The 22,596-nt window shown below is 64.5% G+C and carries 22 protein-coding genes; 12 read left to right on the forward strand and 10 right to left on the reverse strand.

What is annotated here, in order from left to right; translation table 11 throughout:
• Positions 1-4: 4 nt before the first annotated feature.
• Complete coding sequence (locus PTE31013_RS05085; protein ID WP_246173900.1) at positions 5-1,363, reverse strand: MdtA/MuxA family multidrug efflux RND transporter periplasmic adaptor subunit; 1,359 nt, start codon at positions 1,361-1,363, stop codon at positions 5-7.
• 531 nt (positions 1,364-1,894) lie between these two features.
• Here PTE31013_RS05085 and PTE31013_RS05090 point away from each other — a divergent pair.
• Positions 1,895-2,614 (forward strand): response regulator, encoded by a 720-nt coding sequence (locus PTE31013_RS05090; RefSeq protein WP_150611753.1) that lies wholly within the window; start codon positions 1,895-1,897, stop codon positions 2,612-2,614.
• Positions 2,615-2,735: 121 nt separating this feature from the next.
• Positions 2,736-4,028: an ATP-binding protein gene (locus tag PTE31013_RS05095; RefSeq protein ID WP_150611754.1), complete on the forward strand. Its 1,293-nt coding sequence runs from the start codon at positions 2,736-2,738 to the stop codon at positions 4,026-4,028.
• Positions 4,029-4,375: 347 nt separating this feature from the next.
• Here PTE31013_RS05095 and PTE31013_RS05100 read toward each other — a convergent pair whose 3' ends face one another.
• Positions 4,376-4,666: an H-NS histone family protein gene (locus PTE31013_RS05100; RefSeq protein ID WP_150587551.1), complete on the reverse strand. Its 291-nt coding sequence runs from the start codon at positions 4,664-4,666 to the stop codon at positions 4,376-4,378.
• Positions 4,667-5,490: 824 nt separating this feature from the next.
• Between PTE31013_RS05100 and PTE31013_RS05105 the strand changes: the two genes are divergently transcribed.
• Positions 5,491-6,099: a GNAT family N-acetyltransferase gene (locus PTE31013_RS05105; RefSeq protein ID WP_246173901.1), complete on the forward strand. Its 609-nt coding sequence runs from the start codon at positions 5,491-5,493 to the stop codon at positions 6,097-6,099.
• 123 nt (positions 6,100-6,222) lie between these two features.
• Positions 6,223-7,557, forward strand: a complete 1,335-nt coding sequence (locus PTE31013_RS05110) for an MFS transporter (RefSeq protein ID WP_246173937.1) — start codon at positions 6,223-6,225, stop codon at positions 7,555-7,557.
• Positions 7,558-7,585: 28 nt separating this feature from the next.
• Here the strand turns inward: PTE31013_RS05110 and PTE31013_RS05115 are convergent, their stop codons facing one another.
• The 3 genes from PTE31013_RS05115 to PTE31013_RS05125 are packed head-to-tail and all read right to left on the reverse strand — an operon-like array spanning position 7,586 to position 8,835.
• The gene (locus tag PTE31013_RS05115) at positions 7,586-8,008 is read right to left on the reverse strand and encodes a DUF6691 family protein (protein ID WP_150611756.1); all 423 of its coding nucleotides are present in this window, start codon (positions 8,006-8,008) and stop codon (positions 7,586-7,588) included.
• Positions 8,005-8,451: a YeeE/YedE family protein gene (locus PTE31013_RS05120; RefSeq protein ID WP_150611757.1), complete on the reverse strand. Its 447-nt coding sequence runs from the start codon at positions 8,449-8,451 to the stop codon at positions 8,005-8,007. The genes PTE31013_RS05115 and PTE31013_RS05120 overlap by 4 nt, the downstream gene beginning before the upstream one ends.
• A 21-nt stretch (positions 8,452-8,472) precedes the next feature.
• A complete protein-coding gene (locus PTE31013_RS05125) occupies positions 8,473-8,835 on the reverse strand; it encodes an ArsR/SmtB family transcription factor (protein ID WP_150611758.1) in 363 nt (120 codons plus the stop codon).
• Positions 8,836-8,945: 110 nt separating this feature from the next.
• Here PTE31013_RS05125 and PTE31013_RS05130 point away from each other — a divergent pair, with 110 nt between their 5' ends.
• Entirely contained in the window at positions 8,946-9,815 is an 870-nt protein-coding gene (locus PTE31013_RS05130; RefSeq protein ID WP_150611759.1) for an MBL fold metallo-hydrolase, read from the forward strand.
• Here the strand turns inward: PTE31013_RS05130 and PTE31013_RS05135 are convergent.
• Positions 9,802-10,689, reverse strand: a complete 888-nt coding sequence (locus tag PTE31013_RS05135; protein ID WP_246173902.1) for a LysR family transcriptional regulator — start codon at positions 10,687-10,689, stop codon at positions 9,802-9,804. The genes PTE31013_RS05130 and PTE31013_RS05135 overlap by 14 nt on opposite strands.
• 139 nt (positions 10,690-10,828) lie before the next feature.
• Here PTE31013_RS05135 and PTE31013_RS05140 point away from each other — a divergent pair, with 139 nt between their 5' ends.
• Both PTE31013_RS05140 and PTE31013_RS05145 read left to right on the forward strand, forming a co-directional pair.
• Entirely contained in the window at positions 10,829-11,230 is a 402-nt protein-coding gene (locus PTE31013_RS05140; protein WP_150611761.1) for a tautomerase family protein, read from the forward strand.
• 189 nt (positions 11,231-11,419) lie between these two features.
• A complete protein-coding gene (locus PTE31013_RS05145) occupies positions 11,420-11,815 on the forward strand; it encodes a YXWGXW repeat-containing protein (protein WP_150611762.1) in 396 nt (131 codons plus the stop codon).
• A gap of 141 nt (positions 11,816-11,956) precedes the next feature.
• On the opposite strand, the gene PTE31013_RS05150 is transcribed toward PTE31013_RS05145, so the two are convergent.
• The gene (locus PTE31013_RS05150; RefSeq protein ID WP_150611763.1) at positions 11,957-14,245 is read right to left on the reverse strand and encodes an NADP-dependent malic enzyme; all 2,289 of its coding nucleotides are present in this window, start codon (positions 14,243-14,245) and stop codon (positions 11,957-11,959) included.
• A 205-nt stretch (positions 14,246-14,450) separates the two neighbouring features.
• On the opposite strand from PTE31013_RS05150, the gene PTE31013_RS05155 reads away from it, so the two are divergent.
• The 4 genes from PTE31013_RS05155 (at position 14,451) to PTE31013_RS05170 (ending at position 17,979) form a co-directional block, all read left to right on the forward strand.
• Positions 14,451-15,413 (forward strand): LysR family transcriptional regulator, encoded by a 963-nt coding sequence (locus PTE31013_RS05155; protein WP_150612186.1) that lies wholly within the window; start codon positions 14,451-14,453, stop codon positions 15,411-15,413.
• A 196-nt stretch (positions 15,414-15,609) separates the two neighbouring features.
• Positions 15,610-16,884 carry an autotransporter strand-loop-strand O-heptosyltransferase gene (locus PTE31013_RS05160; RefSeq protein ID WP_150611764.1) on the forward strand — a complete coding sequence of 425 codons (1,275 nt, stop codon included), beginning with the start codon at positions 15,610-15,612 and terminating at the stop codon, positions 16,882-16,884.
• Between the two features lie 124 nt (positions 16,885-17,008).
• On the forward strand, positions 17,009-17,566 hold the full coding sequence (locus tag PTE31013_RS05165) for a helix-turn-helix domain-containing protein (RefSeq protein ID WP_150611765.1): 558 nt from the start codon (positions 17,009-17,011) through the stop codon (positions 17,564-17,566).
• Positions 17,563-17,979, forward strand: a complete 417-nt coding sequence (locus PTE31013_RS05170; protein ID WP_150611766.1) for a VOC family protein — start codon at positions 17,563-17,565, stop codon at positions 17,977-17,979. Before PTE31013_RS05165 ends, PTE31013_RS05170 begins: the two co-directional genes overlap by 4 nt.
• Positions 17,980-18,016: 37 nt before the next feature.
• Here the strand turns inward: PTE31013_RS05170 and PTE31013_RS05175 are convergent, their stop codons facing one another.
• Entirely contained in the window at positions 18,017-19,033 is a 1,017-nt protein-coding gene (locus tag PTE31013_RS05175) for a transporter (RefSeq protein ID WP_150611767.1), read from the reverse strand.
• 333 nt (positions 19,034-19,366) lie between these two features.
• Here PTE31013_RS05175 and ppk2 point away from each other — a divergent pair, with 333 nt between their 5' ends.
• Positions 19,367-20,287: a polyphosphate kinase 2 gene (gene ppk2 / locus PTE31013_RS05180; protein ID WP_150611768.1), complete on the forward strand. Its 921-nt coding sequence runs from the start codon at positions 19,367-19,369 to the stop codon at positions 20,285-20,287.
• Positions 20,288-20,359: 72 nt separating this feature from the next.
• Here the strand turns inward: ppk2 and PTE31013_RS05185 are convergent, their stop codons facing one another.
• Both PTE31013_RS05185 and PTE31013_RS05190 read right to left on the reverse strand, forming a co-directional pair.
• Positions 20,360-21,748, reverse strand: a complete 1,389-nt coding sequence (locus PTE31013_RS05185) for an ATP-binding protein (RefSeq protein ID WP_246173903.1) — start codon at positions 21,746-21,748, stop codon at positions 20,360-20,362.
• Complete coding sequence (locus PTE31013_RS05190) at positions 21,745-22,587, reverse strand: response regulator (protein WP_150611769.1); 843 nt, start codon at positions 22,585-22,587, stop codon at positions 21,745-21,747. The genes PTE31013_RS05185 and PTE31013_RS05190 overlap by 4 nt, the downstream gene beginning before the upstream one ends.
• Positions 22,588-22,596 lie beyond the last annotated feature (9 nt).

Consider the following 22,596-nt stretch of genomic DNA (forward strand, 5'->3'; position numbering starts at 1 on the left):
CGCCCTACGGCGCCGAACGGCGATGCCCGCCGTTGCCGCTGCGCTTTTCCCCCGGCGCTGGCGGGGCAAGGGCCGCGGCGCGGCTAGTCGCCGTGATCACCTCGACCTTGGCGCCGTCGCGCAGCTTGTCCATGCCGTCGATCACGAGCTTCTCGCCCGGTGCGATGCCCGACGTCACCGCCACGTCGGTGCCATCGGTCGGCCCGAGCTTCACGGTCTTGAGCTTGACCGTCTGATCCGGCTGCACCGTATAGACGAAACTACCCTGCGTGCCGCGTTGTACCGCCGCGCTCGGAATCAGCGTGGCGCCCTTGAGCGTGTCGACGAGCATCTTCACGTTGACGAACTGGTTCGGGAACAACAGGCCATCGCGATTGGCAAATTCGGCCTTGAGCTTGACCGTGCCGGTCGTCGTATCGATCTGGTTGTCGATGGAAGCGAGCTTGCCGGTGGCCAGCTTCACCTTGCCCGCGCGGTCGAAGGCTTCGACCGGCAGCGTTTCCCCGTCACGCGAGCGTTTGACGACCTTCGGCAGGTTGTCTTCGGGAATGGTATAGACGACGGTGATCGGCGTGACTTCGTTGACGATGACGATGCCGTTGGTGTCGGACGCGTGAATGATGTTGCCCGGATCGACCTGACGCAGCCCCGCAAGCCCCGAGACCGGCGCGGTCACACTCGCGTAGTTCAGTTGCAGGCGGGCGTTGCCAAGCTGTCCTTCGTCGGACTTGACCGTTCCTTCGTACTGTTTGACAAGTGCGCGCTGGGTATCTACGGTCTGCGCGGCGATCGAATCCTGCTTGAGCAGCGTCTCATAGCGGGCGAGATCGAGCTGCGCATTCTTGAGCAGCGCCTGGTCGTGGGCAAGCTGGCCTTCCATCTGGGTGACCTGCACCTGGAACGCCCGTGGATCGATTTCGGCAAGCAACTGGCCTTCCTTGACCATGTCGCCTTCCTTGAAGTGCACCCTCATGAGCTGGCCATCGACGCGCGAACGCACGGTAACGCTGCGCGTAGGGGTGACCGTGCCCAGCCCGTTGAGGAAGACCGGTAGATCCCCGGTCTTCGCCTCGACCGCCGTCACCGGCGTGGCGGGCGCCCCGGCGCCGGCCACGCCGCCCGGTGGACCACCGCGTCGCCCCTGCGCCTGGGCCGGACCCTGGGCACCTTGCGAATGCAACCGGTAATACACGCCGCCGGCGATGAGCACGACGATCAGCCCGATCACGGTGGGCACGAGCCAGCGACGCGTGCGCGAGGCCGCGGGCGCCGGCCCGGCATCGCGTTGCACGCCAGGGGTGGCGGACGCAGGCCGATCAGAACCGTTCGGTGGTTCGGAACCGTGGGGACCGTGCTCGGTCATGACTTCCTCGTTACAGCGCAGTAGTAGGTGGATTCGTCCCGTGAGGACGACTTTTTTGTGGCTGGATTGCCGCGGCGCAACAAACGGTCCGGAAGCCCCGGGGGCCGTGCCTCACGCCAGATTCGGCCGATCAGCATAGCAGACCGCCGTAAAAAGCCCGATAGGACGGCGGATTACCCCCGCTTTCCGTGCAGGGGGGCGATAGCGGCGCGGTAGAAGAAAGACCGGCCGCGCGAGCGATGGTTCGCATGACGGCGTTGGCGCAGCGCCTCGCGATGGGCCGCATTGCCTTGTCGCGGCATTCTCGCGACGCGAGACGTACGACTGGGTGCGCGGAGTTGGCCGCCGACACGGAGGCTTTTCGATGCGTTAGAAGCTTACGGGATGGGAGGGACATTCGTGCGTAACGGGCGCTGGCTCTATTATTACGCATCGTTACGGGTGACCAATACTGTAATGTCCGGAAACAAAACCCGCGTCAAGCCGTGCGGGGAGGCCACTATCATGACAACACTACCTGTCCGAACGAATATGAAAATTCTTGTTGTCGACGACGATCCCGATCTGCGTGATCTGCTGCGCGAGTACCTGAGCCGCCACGGCTTCTCGGTGGCCGTGATGCATGACGGCGACGGATTGGCGGCACGCCTGGAGCGTGAGCGTCCCGCCCTGATCGTGCTCGACCTGATGATGCCCAAGGTCGATGGCCTCACCGCCCTGCGGGACTTGCGCGCGCGCAACGACGATGTGCCGGTGATTCTGCTCACCGCACGAAGCGACGAGATCGACCGCATCGTGGGACTGGAAATCGGCGCCGACGACTATCTCGGCAAGCCGTTCAGCCCGCGCGAGTTGTTGGCGCGGATCAATGCCGTGCTGCGCCGTCGCAAGATGCCCGACGCCGCGGTGCCCGAGCAGCGCGAGAACTACACGTTCGGCCCGTTCGTGCTCGACTTCCGCAGTCGCACGCTCACGCGCGATGCGCAACTGCTCACGCTCTCGGACGGCGAATATGGCTTGCTTCGCCTGCTGGTGAACCACGCCATGCAGGTGCTCTCGCGCGAGCGCATCATCGAATTGCTCTACGGTGCTGACAGCGACGTCAACGACCGCGGCATCGACGTGCAGATCTGGCGCCTGCGCCGCCTGCTCGACGAGGACGCGCAGAGCCCGCGCTTCATCCAGACCGTGCGCGGGCGCGGCTACATCTTCGTCCCCGATGGCCAACACGCCGACATGGTCACCGGTTGATGGCCCAACGCCAGCCACGACGCATCGGCGTCGGCCTGTTCGACGACGTCGCCTCCCGGTCTGACAAGGACGCGGGCACGCCGTCGATACCGCTGACGCCAGCGCACATGCGGAGCCCTGCATGAAAGGCCGTTTCGACACCTTGTTCGGCCGCCTCGCGCTGCTCATCATCGCAGCGCTGGTCATCAGCCATTTCTCGTATCTCACGATCCTGCGCAGTGATCACGACGAGACGCGCGTGCAGAATGCCGCCGAGCAAATGGCCTTCATCATCAAGGCCGCCGCTGAAGTGCACGACGGCAGCTCGACGCTCACGTTGCCCGATCTCGTCCAGGTCGTGCCGATCTCGTTCGCACATGGCGACGTCTTCGAGCCCGCCAACAAGAACGCCCGGCTGACGACCGAGCTCGCCCGGCGCCTGCCCGCCGGCACGCAGTTGCGCGTGGAGCGCACGCCACCGCCTCGAATCTGGGCGCGCCTGCCGGGCCGCGACTACTGGATCGCCACGCCCGTGCTGTCGGTGCGCAACCCGCCGGGCACCGCCACGATTTTGCCCGGCCTGGCCGCAGTCCTCGGCATTACCGTCATCTTTGCGTTGTTCGCGGCGTGGCAGTTGCAGCGGCCGGTGCGGGACATGGCCGCCGCTGCGGAGCAACTCGCGACCCATCGCATTCGGACCCAGGTCAAGGAACGCGGTCCGCTGGAGTTGCGTCAACTGACCGAGCGTTTCAATCGCATGAGCCACGACATCGTGCAAACCGATCGGGAGCGCAATACCATGCTCGCCGGCATTGCGCACGATCTGAAGACGCCCCTTGCACGGTTGCGCCTGCGCGCCGAAATGATCGACGACGTGCAGATGAGCGAAGGCATTACGCGCGACGCCGAATCGATGACCCGCATCGTCGATCAGTTCCTGCTGTTTGCCCGAGGCATCGAAATGGAGAGTGCGGCATTGCCGGTCGAAGCCCGCATTCCCGCATTGATCGCGCCGTTCCTCGACCAGGGCTATGCCATCGAACTGGACCTGCAGGCCGGCCCGGGCTTCAAACTCAGGCAGACCTATCTCGAGCGCATCGTGAACAACCTGCTCGATAACGCGGTCACTTACGGACGCGCGCCGCTCGCGATTCGCACATCGCACGACGCCAGCGGCTGGCGTCTCGTGATCGAAGACAGTGGTCCGGGCATTGCCAATGAAGACATCAATCGCATCGTGCGACCGTTCGTACGACTCGACCCGGCACGCGGCGGCAACGCGCATTGCGGGCTCGGTCTCGCCATCGTCGACAAGCTCACCCAGCAACTGGGCGGACGCGTATCGTTCAGCAATCGGTCCACCGGTGGCTTGCAGGTCACGTTGATGTTTCCGCCGGAGGATCCGAGCGCCGAATATGCGGAATATGCGGAATAAGCGGAATAAGCGGCGTTGGGGAATCCGGCACAAAGCGCCGCGCGGCGCAGGCCAGGCGTCTCTCCCCGCCGCGGCACCCGCACCTTCGCACGACGCCTCGCCCAAAGACAAACCCCGCCGTCGGTGCACGAACGGCGGGGTTTGTCTTTCACGGCACCGCATCACATCAAGCCACAGCCAGGCGATCCGGGTTGGGGGCAATGCGACGACTGGGCTATGGCTTTACTGCTCACAGGGACACGGCGGCGTTAGTCGGTCGCGGCGCACGTGGGTGCGGCGCAGCGACGGCGACTATCCGACCTCCCTGGCATGTGACCGGCAATGTGCGTCCAGCCTGGGCCAGAGAATTACTTGATCAGGAATTTCTCTTTGTTCTTTCCGACCCACTTCGGGGCGCGGCCACGGCCCGACCACGTTTCGCCGGTGGCCGGATTCATGTACTTCGGCGCAATCTGGGCCCGCGCGGCACGGCGGCGGCCGTCTGTCGCGGCAAGCCCCAGGTCCTTGGCGGACAGTTCATACTCCTGGATCTTCTGTTTGACTTCGGCGATGACCTGAGCGACCTCACGGGCCCGAGCCTCTTCGATTTGCTTTTCGATCTTTTCGCGCTGTGCGACGAGTTCCTTATAGCTTGCCATCTGGCGTGTCCTTACGTTGTTAAAATGGATCGCCACTTAAAATAGCACGAGTTTTAACAATTTGAAAACCGCATTTCCAGAGAGCGAGTCTGCGAATGGCAAAATCGCATTGAATCGTCCGACTGATGCATCAGAAAATGCACAGAATCGGGGCGTGAATCCGGGAATACCATCGACTCCACCCCGTCGATATCGATGGATAAGCGAGATCAATTACCGCGCAAAGCGCGTCAGACGCAACACGACGCAATCAATTGATGCACTCTCCCGCAAGTTTTTGTAAGTATTTTTCGCCGGAGATTTGTCATCGTTTGCAACGCCGCCGGCGCCGACGATCTGCGCCTCGAGCGATATGATCGCCATCCGATCATTCTGTTGTCCGAAAAGCTTCGCTCATTCGGGTTATTCACATTGGAGCGCCGTAGTTTGCGGATAAGCGAGGGACCCTTCGGATTCTCTTGATGCGCCGCGCGTCGTCCGGCGCGCGATCGGCACATTGAATCGCCACGACATCGCCGGCATGGCCCGGGGGCGTCTTCATTCGGCAGGCAGCGTCGATATCCGTGTAAATCGAGACAAATTCGTGTCATTCCGGCTTTTTACCCTGACCATCAAACTCATGCTTCGATGTCATTTCCCGAATCGATCATCTTTTCGTAAGATTGAAGCGTCTGGTCGAACACTACCGCTCGTTACGGCCCGTATGGCAGTATTGACGAGCGCGGACTCAACGTTCACGCGGACAGAATTAAGTCAATCCAGAATTGTCATCATCGGTGATTTGTCATTCGAATTCATTCGAATTCAACAGGGGATTTGAGCGCATGAGCACGTCGAGCATGGCTGACGATTCGGATTCGCCTTTCGGCGCGCCCACGCCCACGCTAACCACCGAGCGCACGATCTTGCGCCAGTGGCAGCCAGAGGACTTGCCGCTTTTCGCCGCGCTCAACGCCGATCGAGACGTCATGCGCCACTTTCCGACGACACTCGATCGGGTGCAGAGCGACGCCATCGCGCACCGGCTGGCACAGCATCTCGAGACGCATGGCTACGGCCCCTGGGCGCTGGAGATCCCGGGCGCGACACCGTTCGCAGGGTTCGTCGGCCTGATGCGCGTGGGTTTCGACGCCCCGTTCGTGCCGGCCGTGGAGATTGGCTGGCGGCTGGCACGCGCCTGGTGGTCGAAGGGATACGCGACGGAGGCAGCCATCGCCGCCGCCCAATTCGCGTTTGAGACGCTCGGCCTGGACGAACTGGTCTCGTTCACCGTCCCCGCCAACGTCCGCTCACGCGCGGTCATGGAACGCATCGGCATGCGCCACTGCCCCGACGAAGACTTTCTGCATCCCTTGATTCCGCCCGGCCACCGGATGCGCCGCCACGTACTCTACCGGCTCGACGCCGGCGAATTGGCGCCAAACAAGCGCTAGGCGTCGCTTCTGCGATTGAAGCGTCTGCTTAAATCGTGGGACAATTCGTCTCTTTGCGCCAGCCGTCCCCCCATTGTGTCGCGCGCCGTCATCATTCCGCTCATCATCGCTTGCGCCCTGTTCATGGAGAACATCGACGCCACGGTGATTACCACCTCGCTGCCCGCCATGGCGCGAGATCTCCAGCAAGACCCGATTTCGCTGAAGATGGCGCTCACCGCCTACGTGGTCGGGCTGGGCATCTTCATTCCGATCTGCGGCTGGGTCTCCGATCGCTTTGGCGCGCGCAACGTCTTTCGCACGGCGATCGGCATCTTCATGGCCGGCTCGATGCTCTGCGCGCTGTCGTTTTCGCTGTCGACGTTCGTGTTCGCCCGATTCCTTCAGGGCGCGGGCGGTGCGATGATGGTGCCGGTCGGACGCCTCGTGATCTTTCGTGCAGTGCCCAAGCACGATCTGGTCAAGGCCATTGGCTACCTGACGATGCCCGCCCTGCTCGGCCCGGTGATCGGCCCGCCGCTCGGCGGCGCCATCACGGCCTACCTGCACTGGCGCTGGATCTTCTTCGTCAATATTCCCGTGAGCCTGCTTGGCATCTATCTCGCGGGCAAGTACATCGACAACGAGCGAGGCGGCAACGCCGGGCGCCTCGACACGCTCGGCTTCGTCCTCTCCGCGCTCGGCAGCGGCCTGCTCATGCTGGGGCTGGCCATGATCGGCGAGCCTCACATCGACAACAGCGTTGTCGTCACCCTGTGCGCCGTCGGGGCGATCTTTGTCTATGCCTACTGGCGTCATGCCAATCGCGTGGATGCGCCCCTGCTCGACCTGCGGTTACTGCGCATTCCGACGTTCCACACCAGTGTCGTCGGCGGCTCGCTCTTTCGCATCGGGTTGGGGGCTGTGCCTTTCCTGCTGCCGTTGGCGCTGCAGGAAGGGCTGCACATGGATCCGTTCGAATCCGGCATGATTACGTGCGCGTCGGCGTTCGGGGCGATCTTCATGAAGGCGATTGCACAGCGCGTACTGGCGCGATTTGGCTTTCGCCGTGTGCTGATCGTCAATGCGGCGCTGGCCGGCTTGGCGCTGTCGTCCTACGGTTTCTTCACGCATGACACGCCGGTGATCCTGATGCTTGCCGTCGTGGCCTTCGGCGGCTTCTTCCCGTCGCTGCAATTTACTTGCCTGAACTCGATCGTGTACGCCGATATTGCCAGCGCCGACGCCAGTCGCGCGACGAGTCTCGCGAGCGTGGTTCAGCAGTTGTCGCTGGGGCTGGGCGTGACGATCTCGGGGATGGTGCTGCAGGCGAGCAGCCGGCTGGCTGGTCACGAACACCTGACCACCCGCGACTTCCTGCCGGCGTTCCTCGTGATCGGCCTGTTCTCGTGGCTATCGATTCCCGTCACCCGCCAACTGCCGGCCGATGCGGGCACGGAGTTGGCGAGAAAGCACTGAGTCGCGCGCGTTACTTCCGTTACTTCCGTTACTTCGTGTCGGCGCGGGTCACGACCGCGTGCAGCGCCATGCCGACGACCATGGCGACAACGAACAGCAATCCCTTGCCCGACCCCGCGCCGAGCAACACCAGCGCGGGTCCCGGGCAAATTCCCGCGATCCCCCAGCCGACGCCGAACGTCAACGCCCCGAGCACCAGCCGTTTGTCGAGACCGCTTGCCCCCGGCCAGGCACGTGGCTCCCCCGTCCAGGCGAGCGCCCGCGAGCGCGCCAGCCGGAACCCGACCAGCCCCACCGCGATGGCCCCGCCCATCACGAACGCCAGCGACGGATCCCACCGACCGGCCAGGTCGAGAAACCCCAGCACCTTCGCCGGATTCGCCATGCCCGCGAGAATCAGCCCCAGCCCGAAGACGAGGCCGCCAACGAACGCGAAAAGCAGCTTCTTCATGCCACACCTCCCAGATCAAGCACGTGACGGACGACGAACACCGTCAGGAAGCCCATCGCCATGAAGCACAACGTGGCGACGAGCGAGCGCCACGACAATCGCGACAACCCGCAAACGCCGTGACCGCTCGTGCAGCCCGATCCGAGTCGCGTGCCGAAGCCGACCAGCACGCCGGCCGTTATGAGCATGGCCGCACTGGCGTCGATCTGCGCGGCTGGCGCGACAGCCACCGTGCGGTACGCCCACGGTGCCACCATGAGCCCGACGACAAAGGCGACGCGCCAGCCGACATCGCCGGCGCGCGGACGCAGCAGGCCGCCGGCGATGCCGGAGATGCCCGCAATGCGCCCGGTCGCCAGCATCAGCCAGACGGCGGCAACGCCAATCAGCACACCGCCAGCCAGCGCGGTCCATGGAGTGAAATGAAGGGTATCAAGGGTCATGGGTGGATTCCCGTTACGTCATCAGGATTTCGGACAAAACTGGTCGTAGAGGCAGGCCAGCACAGCAAGCACCGCGCCATCGGCGACCGAATAGTAAATGCGCTTGCCGTCACGCCGGGTCGTCACCAGCGACTCGGTACGCAGCACGGCGAGCTGCTGCGACAGTGTCGGTTGCCGGATGTCGAGCTGCGTCTCCAGCTCCCCCACGGATAACTCGCCTTGCGTCAGTTGACAAAGGATCAGCAGACGGTCTTCGTTGGCCAACGCGCGCAGCAGCGTAGTGGCATCGCACGCGGCGGCGCGCAACCGTGCGACATCAAGCGATGCGACGTCCGCAACGGCGGTCGCCTGATCGACGGGGGATAGCGCAGTCACTCTTGGCATGGCAGGATCGACACAAATCAGGACATTGCGGCGCGGCGAGATATCACGTCGCCACAAACAGTTTACTTTACTATAATATATCAATTAATAAATTAATGCAGGAGCCAATCATGTCAGCCACTTCAGCCAACATCGAAGCCTTTTTCGACACCACCACCTCCACGGTGACCTACGTCGTGTTCGATGCGCCGGGCTCTCATGCGGCCATCATCGATCCGGTGCTCGACTACGATCCCAAGGCCGGCCGAACGCACACGGAATCAGCCGAGCGCGTGCTCGAATTCGTGACAGCGCACAAGCTCTCGGTCGACTGGATACTCGAGACCCATGCGCACGCCGATCACCTGTCGGCGGCGCGCTGGCTCAAGGAACGCGTGGGCGGGCGCATCGCCATCGGCGCACACATCCGCGAGGTACAGCACGTTTTCAAGACGCTGTTCCACCTGGGGGCCGATGTGCCGCCCGACGGCTCGCAATTCGACCATTTGTTCGAAGATGGCGAGACGTTCACCATTGGCGCCCTGCAAGCCGAAGCGATGTTCGTTCCGGGTCATACGCCGGCCGACATGGCCTATCGTGTGGGCGATGCCGTGTTTGTCGGCGACACGCTCTTCATGCCCGATGTGGGCACGGCGCGCTGCGACTTCCCAGGCGGCAACGCCCACACGCTGTTCCACTCGATCCGCCATCTACTGGCGCTGCCGGCGTCAACGCGCCTGTTCATGTGCCACGACTATCCGCCGGCCGGTCGTGCGGCGAACTGGCAAACGACGGTTGGCGAGCAACGGCGTGCCAACATCCATGTGCACGACGGCATCGATGAAGCGGCCTTCGTCGCCATGCGTGAAGCCCGCGACAAGACCCTCGACATGCCGACGCTGATCCTGCCGGCCGTGCAGGTCAATATCCGTGCGGGCGAGATGCCCGCGCCGGAAGCCAACGGCACGCGCTATCTGAAGATCCCGCTCAACGCGCTGTGAGCTGCGCAGCCAACGCCTCACGCGCCTGCGTGACCCACTCGGGCTCGCCACGGCGCGCGGGAAGCAGATGAAACTCGGCGTCCGGCAACGCGGGCAAGCGCCGCCCCGGCATCAACGTCTCGATACGCGCAAGTGACGGCCCGGCTGCCGAGGCATTCAGGCACGCGACCCCGAGTCCGGCAGCCAACGCCAGCTGCAGCCCCGCCACCCCCGACGCCACGTGCGCAATCGTGTAAGGCACGCGGTGGTCGTCAAGCCATTGCGTGGTGAAGCGATGCAGCGCACAGGTATCAGGCAGCACCAGCAGCGGTAGCGGCGCGCCCGCCACCAGAACCCGTTCTGGCGACGCCACCCAGTCGAGCGGCTCTCGCCCCAACGTTCGCGTGCCGGGCACCGCCTCGCGACCGAGGGCCTTGCCGAGCACGCGCATCGACAGACCGATGTCGAAGTCGCCCGTGTCGTAGCCCGACTCGATCTCGCCACTTTTCAGAATCGTTACGTGAATGCGCAACGACGGATACGCCACGCCGAGATGTCGCAGCATGCGAGCGACGTCGGCAGGACGAAAGTAGTCTGTGATCGCCAGCCGCAGTTCGCCCGCAAGGGAAAATCCGCGCACGTCGTGCCACGCCTGCTCCGACTGCGCGAGCAACTGCCGGGCGTGTCCGAGCAGACGCTCGCCCGCCGGCGTCGGCGTCACGCCTTGCTTGCCGCGCGTGAACAGCGTCACGCCGACGCGCTCCTCCAGCTTGCGAACCTGCTCGCTCACCGACGACTGCGACAGGAACACGCGCGGCGCGGCGGCCGACAGGCTGCCTGCGTCCGCCACCGCGACAAAGGTACGCAACTGATCGAAATCGAATCCGGGCGTCATGGCTGCATCCATTAAATAAACCGATGGATAAGATCGTAAATTCCCGCTTTTCCGATGTCAATCCACGCCCTAGACTGAAGTCGTTGTCTTCACACCATTCAACTTCATTGCGCAACACTCAACGCCAGGGAGCCACACCATGCCCCACCTCGTTCTGCAACTCTCGGGCACGCCCGACGACACCCTCACCCGCAATGCCGTTCGCGCGGTCTCGCAATTGACCGTCGATACGCTGCACAAGTTGCCTGACGTCATCGCCGTGACTGTCGACTATATTCCGCACGCACGCTGGTTCATTGGCGGCGCACCGCTTTCGGAGCAAGGGAAAAACGCCTTCCATCTGGACATCAGCGTGACCGACGAAACGAATACGAAAGCGGAGAAGGCGCAATTCATTGCTCAGGTGTTCGAAACAATGTCAGAGCTGCTCGGCAACGTTCACGAATGCTCGTACATCCATGTGATCGACGCGCGCGGCGCGGCCTATGGTTACGGCGGGCGCACGCAGGAATATCGTCATCAGCACGCATCGACGTCGTGACCCCTCGGCGCTCGCGTTGACCGGCGCTCCCCGAACATCCGCCAGTCAATGCGAGCGTCCTGCCCAAGCGATGTTTCGACGAACAAAACGAAACAATTCCAACACTTTCTTACGACTATTCGCTTCGCGGCGGACGCGGCTCCTCGTACGATGAAGGCATACCCAAAATCGAACTCAAAGGGAGCCATCATGAAGAAACTCACGTTGACCGTTGCCCTCGTTGCCGCGACGCTCGGGGGTATTGCCACTGCCCCGGCTCACGCCCAGGTCGGGGTGTCCATCAGCATCGGCGCGCCACCGGCGCCCCGCTATGAGCCGGTACCGCCGCCGCGCGTCGGCTATGTCTGGGCGCCGGGCTTCTGGGACTGGGACGGCCATCACCACGCGTGGCGCGGTGGTCACTGGGAACGTGCGCGTGCAGGCTACGCGTATCGCGCGCCGGCCTGGCATCAGGGGCCGCACGGCTGGGAGTTGAATCGCGGTGGCTGGGATCGCGGAGATCGCGGCCGAGGGCCGGATCATCGTGACGACCGCGACCATGGCCGAGGCCGAGATCGCGGCCACGGCCGCGACCACCACGGTTGATCTACGACACTCGACGTTCAAACGACAAAGCCCCGGCTCGGCCGGCAGCGCATCGGACCGATGCGTCTGCCGAACCGGCCGGGGCCACGACCGGCGCTCACACCTCGGGAGTCCTCCCCAGGTGTGAGCGCCGTGGAACCATCAGTCGTGATTGGCTTGAATGACGGTAAGCGCCGTCATGTTGATGATGCGTCGCACGGTCGAGCTGGACGTCAGCACGTTGACCGGCGCACCCACGCCCAACAGGAACGGCCCCACCGCGACGTTGCTGCCCGCGCCCGTCTTGAGCAGGTTGTAGGCGATGTTGCCTGAGTCGACGTTAGGGCACACCAGCAGGTTGGCGGCCCCCTTCAGACGCGACTGCGGCAGGATGCGGCTGCGCAGACCTTCGTCGAGCGCGCAGTCGCCATGCATTTCGCCGTCGATCTCCAGCGCTGGTGCCTGCGCCTTGACCAACTCCAGCACGCGACGCATCTTCGTCCCCGACGCCGCGCTGCCCGAGCCGAAGTTCGAGCGCGAGAGCAGCGCGACCTTCGGGTTGAGGTTGAGCCACGACATCTGCTTGGCGGCAGCCAGCGTGAACTCGGCGATCTGCTCGGCCGTCGGGTCGTCGTTGACGTGCGTGTCCACGAGCGCCACGGTGCGCTTGTCGAGCAGCAGGATATTCATCGCTGCGTAGGTATTCGCGCCCGCCTGCTTGCCGATAACTTCGTCGACGAAGCGAAGGTGGTCGTGATACGCCCCCACCGTGCCGCAGATCATGCCGTCGGCGTCGCCCAGGCGCACCATCATTGCGCCGATCAGGGTCAGGCGGCGGCGCATCTCGACGCGTGCCATTTCCTTCGTGATGCCATCACGGCAACGCAGTTCCCAGTAGCTGGTCCAGTACTGGTGGAAGCGCTCGTCGTAGTACGGGTTGGTGACTTCGACGTCTTCGCCCAGACGCAGGCGCAGGCCGAACTTCTCGATACGTGCGAGCAGCACTTCCGGGCGACCCACCAGGATCGGACGTGCCAGCTTTTCGTCGACGATCACCTGCACGGCCCGCAGCACACGCTCTTCCTCGCCTTCCGCGAACACGATGCGCGACTTGCCGCCGTCGCGCACGAGTTGCTTGGCCGCCGAGAAGATCGGCTTCATGAACGCACCAGAGTGGTACACGAACTGCTGCAACTGGTCGGCATAGGCGTCGAAGTCGGCGATCGGGCGCGTGGCCACGCCGTCTTCCATGGCGGCGCGCGCCACGGCCGGGGCAATGCGCACGATCAGACGCGAATCGAACGGCTTCGGGATCAGGTATTCCGGCCCGAACGAGAGATCATACGCGCCGTAGGCGGTCGCCACGGAGTCGTTCGGCTCTTCCTGCGCCAGCCCGGCAATCGCATGCACGGCGGCGATTTCCATGCTGCGCGTGATCGTGGTCGCGCCAACGTCGAGCGCGCCGCGGAAGATGTACGGGAAACACAGGACGTTGTTGACCTGGTTCGGGAAGTCCGACCGGCCGGTGGCAAGCACCACGTCGTCGCGCGCGGCGCGCGCCTCTTCCGGGAAGATTTCAGGCGTGGGGTTGGCCAGCGCCAGGATCAGCGGACGCGCCGCCATCGTCTTGAGCATCGCCGGCTTGAGCACGCCGCCGGCGGACAGCCCGATGAACACGTCGGCGCCTTCGATCACTTCCGCGAGGGTGCGCATGTCGGTCTTCTGCGCGAAGCGGGCTTTGTCCGGGTCCATGCCGACCGTGCGACCCTCGAAGACCACGCCATCGATATCCGTCGCCCAGACATTCTCGACCGGCAGCCCCAGGTCGACCATCAGGTCCAGGCAGGCGAGCGCGGCGGCGCCAGCGCCCGAGGTCACGACCTTCACTTCGCGGATGTCCTTGCCCACGACCTTCAGGCCATTGATGAACGCGGCGCAAACGGTAATGGCGGTGCCGTGCTGATCGTCGTGGAAGACAGGAATCTTCATCCGTTCACGCAGCTTGCGCTCGACGGTGAAGCACTCCGGGGCCTTGATGTCTTCCAGGTTGATGCCGCCGAACGTGGCTTCGAGGCTCGCGATGATGTCGATGAGCTTGTCCGGGTCGCTCTCGGTGATTTCAATGTCGAACACATCGATCCCGGCGAATTTCTTGAAGAGGACAGCCTTGCCTTCCATCACCGGCTTGGAAGCGAGTGCACCGATATTGCCCAGACCAAGCACGGCCGAGCCATTCGTGATCACACCGACCAGGTTGCCTCGACCGGTGTACTTGAACGACTGCGCCGGGTCGGCCGCGATTTCCTGGCACGGGATGGCAACGCCCGGGGTATAGGCGAGCGCCAGGTCGCGCTGGGTGACGAGCGGCTTGGTGGCCGTCACGGAAATCTTGCCCGGGGTCGGGAACTGGTGATATTCCAGGGCAGCCTGGTGGTCGTTGCTTTGGCTCATGGGGGTGTCGTCCTCGGTCGATGTCTCGGCTCTGCCTTGCGCCGCGGACCGTTCTGTAGACGGTTGCCGCGCTGGCGCATCAGAGGTGAGGCCATTCTAGGCAGCCGCCAGCGGGGGACGATTCTGAATTACTATGGGGGCATCATGTTTTCGTTATAAGCCCGGAGCATCGGGGGTTTCAGGGGATTGGGGACAGATGGGGGCGGTGCCTTTCGATACGGGGGAAGTGGTCCGACGGTTGACCACTCGGCTCAAGATGCGTCATCTCGTGCTGTTGCTGCAAATCCAGCAGCACGGTTCGCTCACGCGGGTGGCCGAGCACATGGCGACGAGCCAGCCGGCGGTCACGAGCGCCCTTGCGGAACTGGAAAGCATGCTCGGCGGCGCGTTGTTCGACCGCACGCCGCGCGGCATGACGCCCACGCCGCTGGGCGACGTCGTTCTCTCCCGTGCGCAGGCGATGGTGCACGATCTGGACCACCTGACGCGCGACATCGAGGCCGTGATGGCCGGGCACGCCGCGCGGCTGCAGGTGGGCGTGATCCCCTACATCTCGGGCAAGACGCTTGCCGCCGCGATTCAGCAGACGCTCGCCCAGATCCCCCAGCGGCTGACCGTCACGCTCCGTGAAGGCACCAGCGAATCGCTGATGGCGCAACTGCGCGACCACTCTCTCGATGTCGTGATCGGACGCGCGGCGGCCGGACTCGACCTGGCACAGGTGCAATTCGAAGTGTTGCACCACCAGATGCCGCGCGTGGTTGCCAACCGTCGTCTGGCCGCCCGGCTTGGACGCAGCGCCCCGGTGTGGGCACAACTCGCCGAACTCGATTGGGTGATGGGCGAGCCCCATACGCCGATGCGCGACCAGTTATCCGACCTGTTCCTGCATGCGGGCGTGGTGCCGCCCGTGCCCGTGGTCGAGAGCTTTTCGTCGCGGCTGACGGGGGAATTGCTCGCCAGCAGCGAGCGCGCGGTGTCGTTGCTGCCGGCCGACATTGCCGAGGAACTGGTGCGCATCGCGGGCGTGGCGATCGTGCCCTGGTCGCTCACGTGGACGCTGCCGCCCGTAGCGATGTTCACGCGCCGGGAAAATCCGCGCGAGACGCATCGCCTGTTCACGCAGGCGCTGCGCGCCCAGTACCAGGTGGTGGCTGCCGCCGTCTGAGCCCCCGCGGCTGCCCTTGGGGCTGGCGATACGGCTTGCCATCGTCGAATGCGTCCGCCGGCGCGTTGCCGGATGGATTGCCGAAAGGATCCGAAAGGCCTTTTGACATCAAAGCCGGTCAATTTGTTGAAATAGACCCTTTTCGACGGCTTTGCTGCGCGATTGCGCGCGCGATGTCCAGCGTAAGGTGTCGTGCATGACCCATGCCGCCCCTGCTCAGCCTCACACCGAGATCGCGCCCGCCACGCCGTCATCGGCGGTCACGCCGTTTGTGCCCTCACCCCACCAGATCTTCCTGGCGCCTGCCCTGCTGCCCACGCAAGTCGGCCCCGCCGGCCTGCGCTTCGACTTCAACGATGGCGCACGCGTAGTCATCCCCGATTTCGGTCAGCCGCTGCCGTGGCGTGTCCGAATCAGCGACCTGCGCGACGACCGCTCGCTCGCCGACGTCTCGCTCTCCTGCGGAGTGGTGCGCAGCCCGGCCAAGTATTTCGTGCCGTACGGCATCACGATCTGGCTGAACGACGTCGAGGTCTTTTCGCATCGCTATGATGCGCGCGATCAAGCGGTGCTGGTCCAGTTTCCGTTGGCCGCCCTGGGCGACGTGCTCGGCTGGCTGCCTTACGCGCTGCGCTTTGCACAGGTGCATGGGTGCCGTCTCGCCTGCGTCGTCACCCCGGCGGTGGCAGCGTTGTTCCGCGACGCGTATCCGGACGTCGATTTCGTCGCACAGGACAAGGTGGAGCGACGCAAGTATTACGCGACGTACAACGTCGGTCTGTTTTTCGACGACGTGGCACTCGTGCGACAACCACGCGACTTCCGCGCGTCGGGATTGCATCGCACGGCGGCGCACATTCTTGGCGTGGACGACGCCGAAGCGCGCGCGACAACGGTGTTGCCGGACGTATCGCGGCCAATGGCGGCACCGTATGTGTGCATCGCGGTACAAAGCACCGCGCAATGCAAGTACTGGAATCGGCCGGGCGGATGGCATGCCGTTGTGGCCGGGCTGCGCGAGCGCGGCGTGCAGGTGGTGTGCATCGATCAGAAGGCGCGCAACGGCAAGGGCGATTTCTGGCAGTCGGTCCCGGAGGGCGCCATCGATGCCACGGGCGACTTGCCACTGACCGAGCGCGCGCGCTGGCTGATGCACGCGAGCGCGTTTGTCGGCTTGTCGAGCGGGCTGTCGTGGCTCGCGTGGACGATGGGCACGCCCACGGTGCTGATCTCAGGTTTCACCTTGCCGCACAACGAGTTCGCCACACCGTACCGTGTAATCGCACGCGACGTCTGCACCGGCTGCTGGCACGACCCGGCGCTGCGCTACAACCACGACGATTTCCACTGGTGCCCGCGGCATCGCGACACGCCGCGCGCGTTCGAATGCACTCGCGAGATTCACCCGGACGATGTACTGGCCGCGCTGGATCGCGTGCCGGGCGTTGGCGAAATGCGCCTGTCGCGCTGACCGACCGTCTCGGGCCGCGGGGCGATCGTCTCCAGGGTCGGAGGGACGGTCGTCGAGCGCATCGCTATACCGCGCCCCGTGTTACGCCTAAACTGGGCGGATCTCATGTGCGTCGTTGGAAACCATGGCCCCTCGCGAATGCCGTCGTGATCCGTTGCCTGCCTCGCCCCCCGTGCCCGGCGCCGAATCGACCGATGCCGCGCCGCTGGAAGACCCGGCCTTGCTGCGACGTCTGCTCCGTGCCAAAGACCACATGGACGCCGCCTCGCACGAGGCGTGGCCGGTCAGGCGGCTGGCCGCGGTCAGCGGCGCCTCCGAAGCCCATTTCGCCCGCTCGTTCAAGCGGGCCTTCGGCATTCCACCGCATCGGTACCTGCTGACGCGGCGCATCGAGCAGGCCAACGCCCTGCTGCGAGACACCGACCTCAGCATCACCGACATTGCCTTCGCCACCGGCTGGGAGAGTGTGGGCACGTTTGGCCGCATCTTTCGCGACATCAACGGACAAAGCCCGAGCGCCGTGCGGCAGGCGGCGCGGGCCGCCACGCCCCATTGCCTGGCGCGTGTTCCCGCCTGTGTCCTGAAAGCGGCGCAGCGACCCGATCTCAAGATCGCAGTTTTGGAGAAGCGCCGTCGCGCGGCCGAGGGTACAGTCCCGCCATCAACCAAGGAGGTCATATGAACCCAGGGATACAAGTGGTAGGCGTATACGTCGACGACCAGGATGAAGCGCTTGCCTTCTACGTCGATAAACTCGGATTCCGCGTCCACACGGACGTGCGCAATGGGCCGTACCGATGGCTGACGGTCCAGCATCCGGACCAGCCCTCGTTCCAGCTCGGCTTGTTCACCCCTGGCCCGCCGATCCATGACGAGGCGACCGCGCAAACCTTGCGGGCGATGGTCGCCAAGGGCGCCATGCCGCCACTGGTCCTTCACGTATCCGACTGCCGGGATAGCCATGCACGGCTGAAAGCCCTGGGCGTCGAATTCACCCAGGCGCCGGTCGAACGCTATGGCAGCGTCGACGCTGGCTTTCGCGACCCGGCCGGCAACGGGTGGAAGATGATCCAGGCCTCACCGGGCGGGAACTGACCCGCCTGTCGCGGCGGCGTCATCCGGCTTGACGCCGTCAATCCGGACGCCGCCGAAACGCCCATCCGCCAGCGGCGGCGGTCCCCGTGGCCACGATGGCGACCAGGACCCAAAAGCCATGCGGGTGATTGGCGAGCGGGATGCCGCCCACGTTCATGCCGAAGAAGCCCGCCACGATGTTGATGGGCAAGGCGAGCACAGTCACGACAGTGAGCGTGTAGATTGTGCGCTCGGTGCGCTCACTGACCATCGCCGCGATCTCTTCCTGCAGCAACTTGATGCGCTCCAGCAACGCCGACAAGTCATTGAGCACGACGGCGAACTCTTCGGTTGCCTGACGAAATTCCTGCACATCCTCGACATGTCCCCAGACAGGCGGGCGACTCAGCAGACGAAAGAGCGCCGCCGGCTCCGGCGCCAGCAACCGCTGCAAGCGCACGAGCACGCGGCGCAACGACCCCAGGTCGGCGCGATTGCTTTCGATACGCTGCTGCAACAACCGGTCCTCGACGGTATCCACGCGTGCGCTTGTCTCGCGCGCAATGCGCTCGAGCACATCCGCCTGATCGCGCAGCAGATGCACCAGCAGGGCCAGCGGCGAACGAAACACTTCGCCGCGTTTGACCGAAGCCCGCAACTTGTCGATGGATCGCAACGGCTTCACCCGGCCGGTAACCAGCAGCCTTGCATTGGCGGCGACGCGCAGCGTTGAAATCTCCGACTGCGCGATGTCGAAGGCGAAGATCACATCATTGATGACCGCCAACAGCCAGTCGTCGGAATGCTCGATGCGCGTGGAGCGCGAGCCTTCGCCCAGATGCTCATAGAACTCGTCCGGCAGACGCAGATGTTGTTGCAACCACCGCTCGCACGCGGCATGCGCGAAGTTGAAATGCAGCCAGAGAAAACCCTGCGCACGCTCGCCTTGCGCCAGCCACGCCAGCGCCTCGTGCGAATCGATGGGTTCGGGCGAGGCGCCGTCGATGAATCGATAGCCGTAGATCAGACCCGCCTGATCGCAGCCATATGCGTTGTGGACCAAGTCGGCGAACATGCGGGCGGTGTGTGGGCAAACGTGGGCAATGACGTGAACCGCGCCGCAGCGCGGACGGGCTTGTCATCATGCCGCTGTCATATTGCATTTTTGTGACAAATCCCCCCAGCCCGCCCCCTCCTCTGACGGCGTCGCTTTCGCCCACCGGGCGGGGCTGGACTGGAACTCCGCCGCATAGTATTCGTCAACGCCATGCCAGTGTCATAAAATCGTCGCAGACTTTGGCTCACCCGCGGTGCGCCCTGTCCGCGGCAATACGCTGCGCATCCGCCTGCCGTCACCCGTGCCACACGGGTGTTTTCCGTATTTTTTGGTCCGTAAGAGATCGTCGCCATGACCCAATTCGATTCCGACGCCGACCGCGACACCTCGCTTGCGCGTCGTCTCCAGGATGACCTGATCGACAGCTACGACGAAGAGATCGAAATGGAGATCGACGATCTTCGTCTGCCCGGCCTGAACGACCTGACCGACGCCGCTCGCAGCGACCGCCTGAACTATTTCCGCGAACTGTTTCGCCTGCAGGGCGAACTCGTCAAGTTGCAGGACTGGGTGATCCGCAGCCGCCACCGGCTCGTGGTGATCTTCGAAGGCCGCGATGCGGCCGGCAAGGGCGGCGCGATCAAGCGCATCACGCAACGGCTCAACCCCCGCGTGTGCCGCGTGGCCGCCCTGCCCGCCCCTAACGACCGCGAACGCACGCAATGGTATTTCCAGCGTTACGTTCAGCATCTGCCAGCCGCCGGCGAAATCGTGCTGTTCGACCGCAGCTGGTATAACCGCGCGGGCGTGGAACACGTCATGGGGTTCTGCACCGAGAGCGAATATGAAGAGTTCTTTCGCTCGGTGCCCGAGTTCGAGAAGATGCTCGTTCGCAGCGGTATTCAGATCGTGAAGTACTGGTTCTCGATCTCTGACGACGAACAAGAGGCGCGCTTCCTTGCGCGGATCCAGGATCCGCTCAAGCAATGGAAGCTCAGCCCGATGGACCTGGAGAGCCGCCGTCGCTGGGAAAGCTACACGCGCGCCAAGGAAGTGATGCTCGAGCGCACCCACATTTCGGAAGCCCCCTGGTGGGTCGTGCAGGCCGACGACAAGAAGCGCGCGCGCCTGAATTGCATGCACCACCTGCTCGCGCAAGTGCCATATCACGACGTGGAGCGCTCGTCAGTGGTATTGCCCGAGCGTGCCCGCAGCGAAGACTATATGCGTCACCCGGTGCCGGATGAAATGAGCGTGCCGGAGATTTACTGACACGGTGCGAATCACGGCGGTTCAAGCTGGCATGCTGGCACGATCCGCATGTACCGAACCGCCCATGCCACCTCAGGCGCCCGAAAGCCCGGACGCCGGCGTGACCGGCAAGCGCAGCGTGACGCGAAGCCCGCCGTCCGGCGACGTCCCCAGACGCACGGTGCCGCCCAGCCCCTCGACCAGGCGCGCAACCAGCGACAGCCCCAGTCCGCAATGACCTTCGCCGCCGCGCGAGGGATCGAGCCGCACGAACGGACGCATCGCCAGGGCTACCTGATCGTCCGGAATCCCCGCCCCGCAGTCGCTCACTTCGATATATCCCACAGCGCCCTCGCACCACGTCGCCAGGCGCACGGGCGGTTCGCCGTGCTCAAGCGCGTTGTCGACGAGATTCATCATCACCCGGTCGAGCAGCGTGCGCGGCAACCTGAAAGCCGGACCTGCGCACAACTGACTGGCGAACAGCGTGGCACTCTCGCTCGATTCGTTCAGCCCACACAACTCGCTTGATGACATGGACGCGTCCAACACGTTAGGTGCTGCCGCGCTCAATGCCGCCGTTGCATCATCGTGCACGCCCTCGCCCACGGGAAATTGTTCGCGCAGGAACGCATCGACGCCTACGAGCGGACTCGTGTCGGCCTCGTCGCGTGCGTAGGCCAGAAACTGCTGGACGATGTGGTCGATGGACGCGATATCGCGCACGAACCCGTCGCGTGAGCTGTCGCTGTCTACCATATCGGCGCGAAGCCGCAGGCGCGTGAGCGGTGACTTCAGATCATGGGCAATGCCTGCGAGCATGATCGCCTGGTTGTCCTCGGCTTCGGCCAGGCGCTTGGCCATGTCGTTGAAGGCGTGCGTGAGGTCGCGCAACTCATGCGGCCCTTGCTCGGGCAGCAGGGCCGGACGCCGTCCACGCGCAATCACTCGCGCGGCCTGCGCCACGCGCGCGATCGGCCGCTGCATCTGCCAGGCCACCAGCAACGCCAGCAACACCGCGCCGATCAGAATGCCCACGGTCTCGCGCACGAAGGGGGGCATCGGCGGCAAGTCGAGCTCGATGACGATCCACTCGCTGCGTTGCGGCAGCAAAACCCACAAGCTCCCGCGCATGCGCTCATCGACCAGATGCAATTGCGTACCTGCCGGCAATCGCGAAAGCAGTTCCTGGCGCAGGCGCGCGGCGCGTTCGTCGTCTACGCGATCGGCAAACGCCGGGGCGTCGGCCAGTGGCACGCGGCGCAGGCCCTGCGGCGGCGTCAGGCTGCCGGGGGCCACGGCGCGTTGATCAACGCTCTGGATCGCGATGAGCAGGCCGCGCGCGAACCCGTCCACCTGCTGACGCGGACGCTGGTAGAAGACCAGCGCACTCCATACGAGATGCATCACCAGCAAGACGGCAATGCCCAGCCCCGCCATGCGCGCGAAGAGCGAGTCGTGCAGCAGCCAACGCAGTTTCACGCCGCAGACTCGCGCCAGCCGCGCACCGTACGCTTGACCGCCGGCACGGGCGAGGCCAACGCCAGCCCGTCTTTGTGCTCACGCGCGCCACCTGTCCCGGACGGCTCTCGCGCGTCGGATGCCGCGCCCTCGGACAATTCGCCCCCCGGCACGAACACGTACCCCTTGCTGCGAATCGTCTGGATATAGCGCGGCTCGGACGGATCGGCTTCGATGAGTCGACGCAGACGCCACACCGGCACGTCCAGGCTGCGATCGCGAAACGTGATGCCGTCGCCATAGAGCATGGCATGGAGCTTGACGCGCGGAAGCACCTGCATCGGGTGCTGCGTGAAGGCCTTGAGCATGGCGAACTCGGTATCGCGCAACGGCAGACGCTCGCCTTCGTGCTGCAACGTGCGAAGCGAGTAGTCGAGTTCAAACGGACCAAAGCGATACGGCGCGCGCACGTCGGGCGCGCTGGCCGCAACCGGCCCGCGACGACGCAGCACGGCGTGAATACGGGCGAGCAACTCACGCGGATCGAACGGCTTGGCCAGATAGTCGTCCGCGCCCAGTTCCAGCCCGAGCGCCCGGTCGAGCGGGCCGCCGCGCGCGGAGAGCATGATCACCGGAATGTCTTCACCGGCCGCGCGAAGGTCCTGCAACGCACGCAGGCCGTCGCGTTCCGGCATCATGATGTCGAGCAGAATCACCGACGGCCGCTCGAGTTCGAGCCGGCGCAGCAGCGACGCCCCGTTGTGCAGCACCGAGACCTGCATGCCGTTGGCATGCAGCAATTCGCGCAAGAGGTCGCGAACGACGGGATCGTCGTCGACCAGCAGAACATGCAGACTCATGAAATTTTC

The organism is Pandoraea terrigena, assembly GCF_902459705.1.
GTDB classification, from domain to species: domain Bacteria; phylum Pseudomonadota; class Gammaproteobacteria; order Burkholderiales; family Burkholderiaceae; genus Pandoraea; species Pandoraea terrigena.

Excerpts from the sequence above, each read along its gene's own strand:
- PTE31013_RS05130 (WP_150611759.1), top strand. The coding sequence starts at position 8,946 with ATGTCAGCCACTTCAGCCAACATCGAAGCCTTTTTCGACACCACCACC.
- PTE31013_RS05115 (WP_150611756.1), bottom strand. The coding sequence starts at position 8,008 with ATGAAGAAGCTGCTTTTCGCGTTCGTTGGCGGCCTCGTCTTCGGGCTG.
- PTE31013_RS05095 (WP_150611754.1), top strand. The coding sequence starts at position 2,736 with ATGAAAGGCCGTTTCGACACCTTGTTCGGCCGCCTCGCGCTGCTCATC.
- PTE31013_RS05105 (WP_246173901.1), top strand. The coding sequence starts at position 5,491 with ATGAGCACGTCGAGCATGGCTGACGATTCGGATTCGCCTTTCGGCGCG.
- PTE31013_RS05140 (WP_150611761.1), top strand. The coding sequence starts at position 10,829 with ATGCCCCACCTCGTTCTGCAACTCTCGGGCACGCCCGACGACACCCTC.
- PTE31013_RS05165 (WP_150611765.1), top strand. The coding sequence starts at position 17,009 with ATGGCCCCTCGCGAATGCCGTCGTGATCCGTTGCCTGCCTCGCCCCCC.
- PTE31013_RS05120 (WP_150611757.1), bottom strand. The coding sequence starts at position 8,451 with ATGACCCTTGATACCCTTCATTTCACTCCATGGACCGCGCTGGCTGGC.
- PTE31013_RS05190 (WP_150611769.1), bottom strand. The coding sequence starts at position 22,587 with ATGAGTCTGCATGTTCTGCTGGTCGACGACGATCCCGTCGTTCGCGAC.
- PTE31013_RS05100 (WP_150587551.1), bottom strand. The coding sequence starts at position 4,666 with ATGGCAAGCTATAAGGAACTCGTCGCACAGCGCGAAAAGATCGAAAAG.
- PTE31013_RS05150 (WP_150611763.1), bottom strand. The coding sequence starts at position 14,245 with ATGAGCCAAAGCAACGACCACCAGGCTGCCCTGGAATATCACCAGTTC.
- PTE31013_RS05170 (WP_150611766.1), top strand. The coding sequence starts at position 17,563 with ATGAACCCAGGGATACAAGTGGTAGGCGTATACGTCGACGACCAGGAT.
- PTE31013_RS05145 (WP_150611762.1), top strand. The coding sequence starts at position 11,420 with ATGAAGAAACTCACGTTGACCGTTGCCCTCGTTGCCGCGACGCTCGGG.
- PTE31013_RS05135 (WP_246173902.1), bottom strand. The coding sequence starts at position 10,689 with ATGACGCCCGGATTCGATTTCGATCAGTTGCGTACCTTTGTCGCGGTG.
- PTE31013_RS05160 (WP_150611764.1), top strand. The coding sequence starts at position 15,610 with ATGACCCATGCCGCCCCTGCTCAGCCTCACACCGAGATCGCGCCCGCC.
- PTE31013_RS05175 (WP_150611767.1), bottom strand. The coding sequence starts at position 19,033 with ATGTTCGCCGACTTGGTCCACAACGCATATGGCTGCGATCAGGCGGGT.
- PTE31013_RS05090 (WP_150611753.1), top strand. The coding sequence starts at position 1,895 with ATGAAAATTCTTGTTGTCGACGACGATCCCGATCTGCGTGATCTGCTG.
- PTE31013_RS05125 (WP_150611758.1), bottom strand. The coding sequence starts at position 8,835 with ATGCCAAGAGTGACTGCGCTATCCCCCGTCGATCAGGCGACCGCCGTT.
- PTE31013_RS05085 (WP_246173900.1), bottom strand. The coding sequence starts at position 1,363 with ATGACCGAGCACGGTCCCCACGGTTCCGAACCACCGAACGGTTCTGAT.
- ppk2 (WP_150611768.1), top strand. The coding sequence starts at position 19,367 with ATGACCCAATTCGATTCCGACGCCGACCGCGACACCTCGCTTGCGCGT.
- PTE31013_RS05110 (WP_246173937.1), top strand. The coding sequence starts at position 6,223 with ATGGAGAACATCGACGCCACGGTGATTACCACCTCGCTGCCCGCCATG.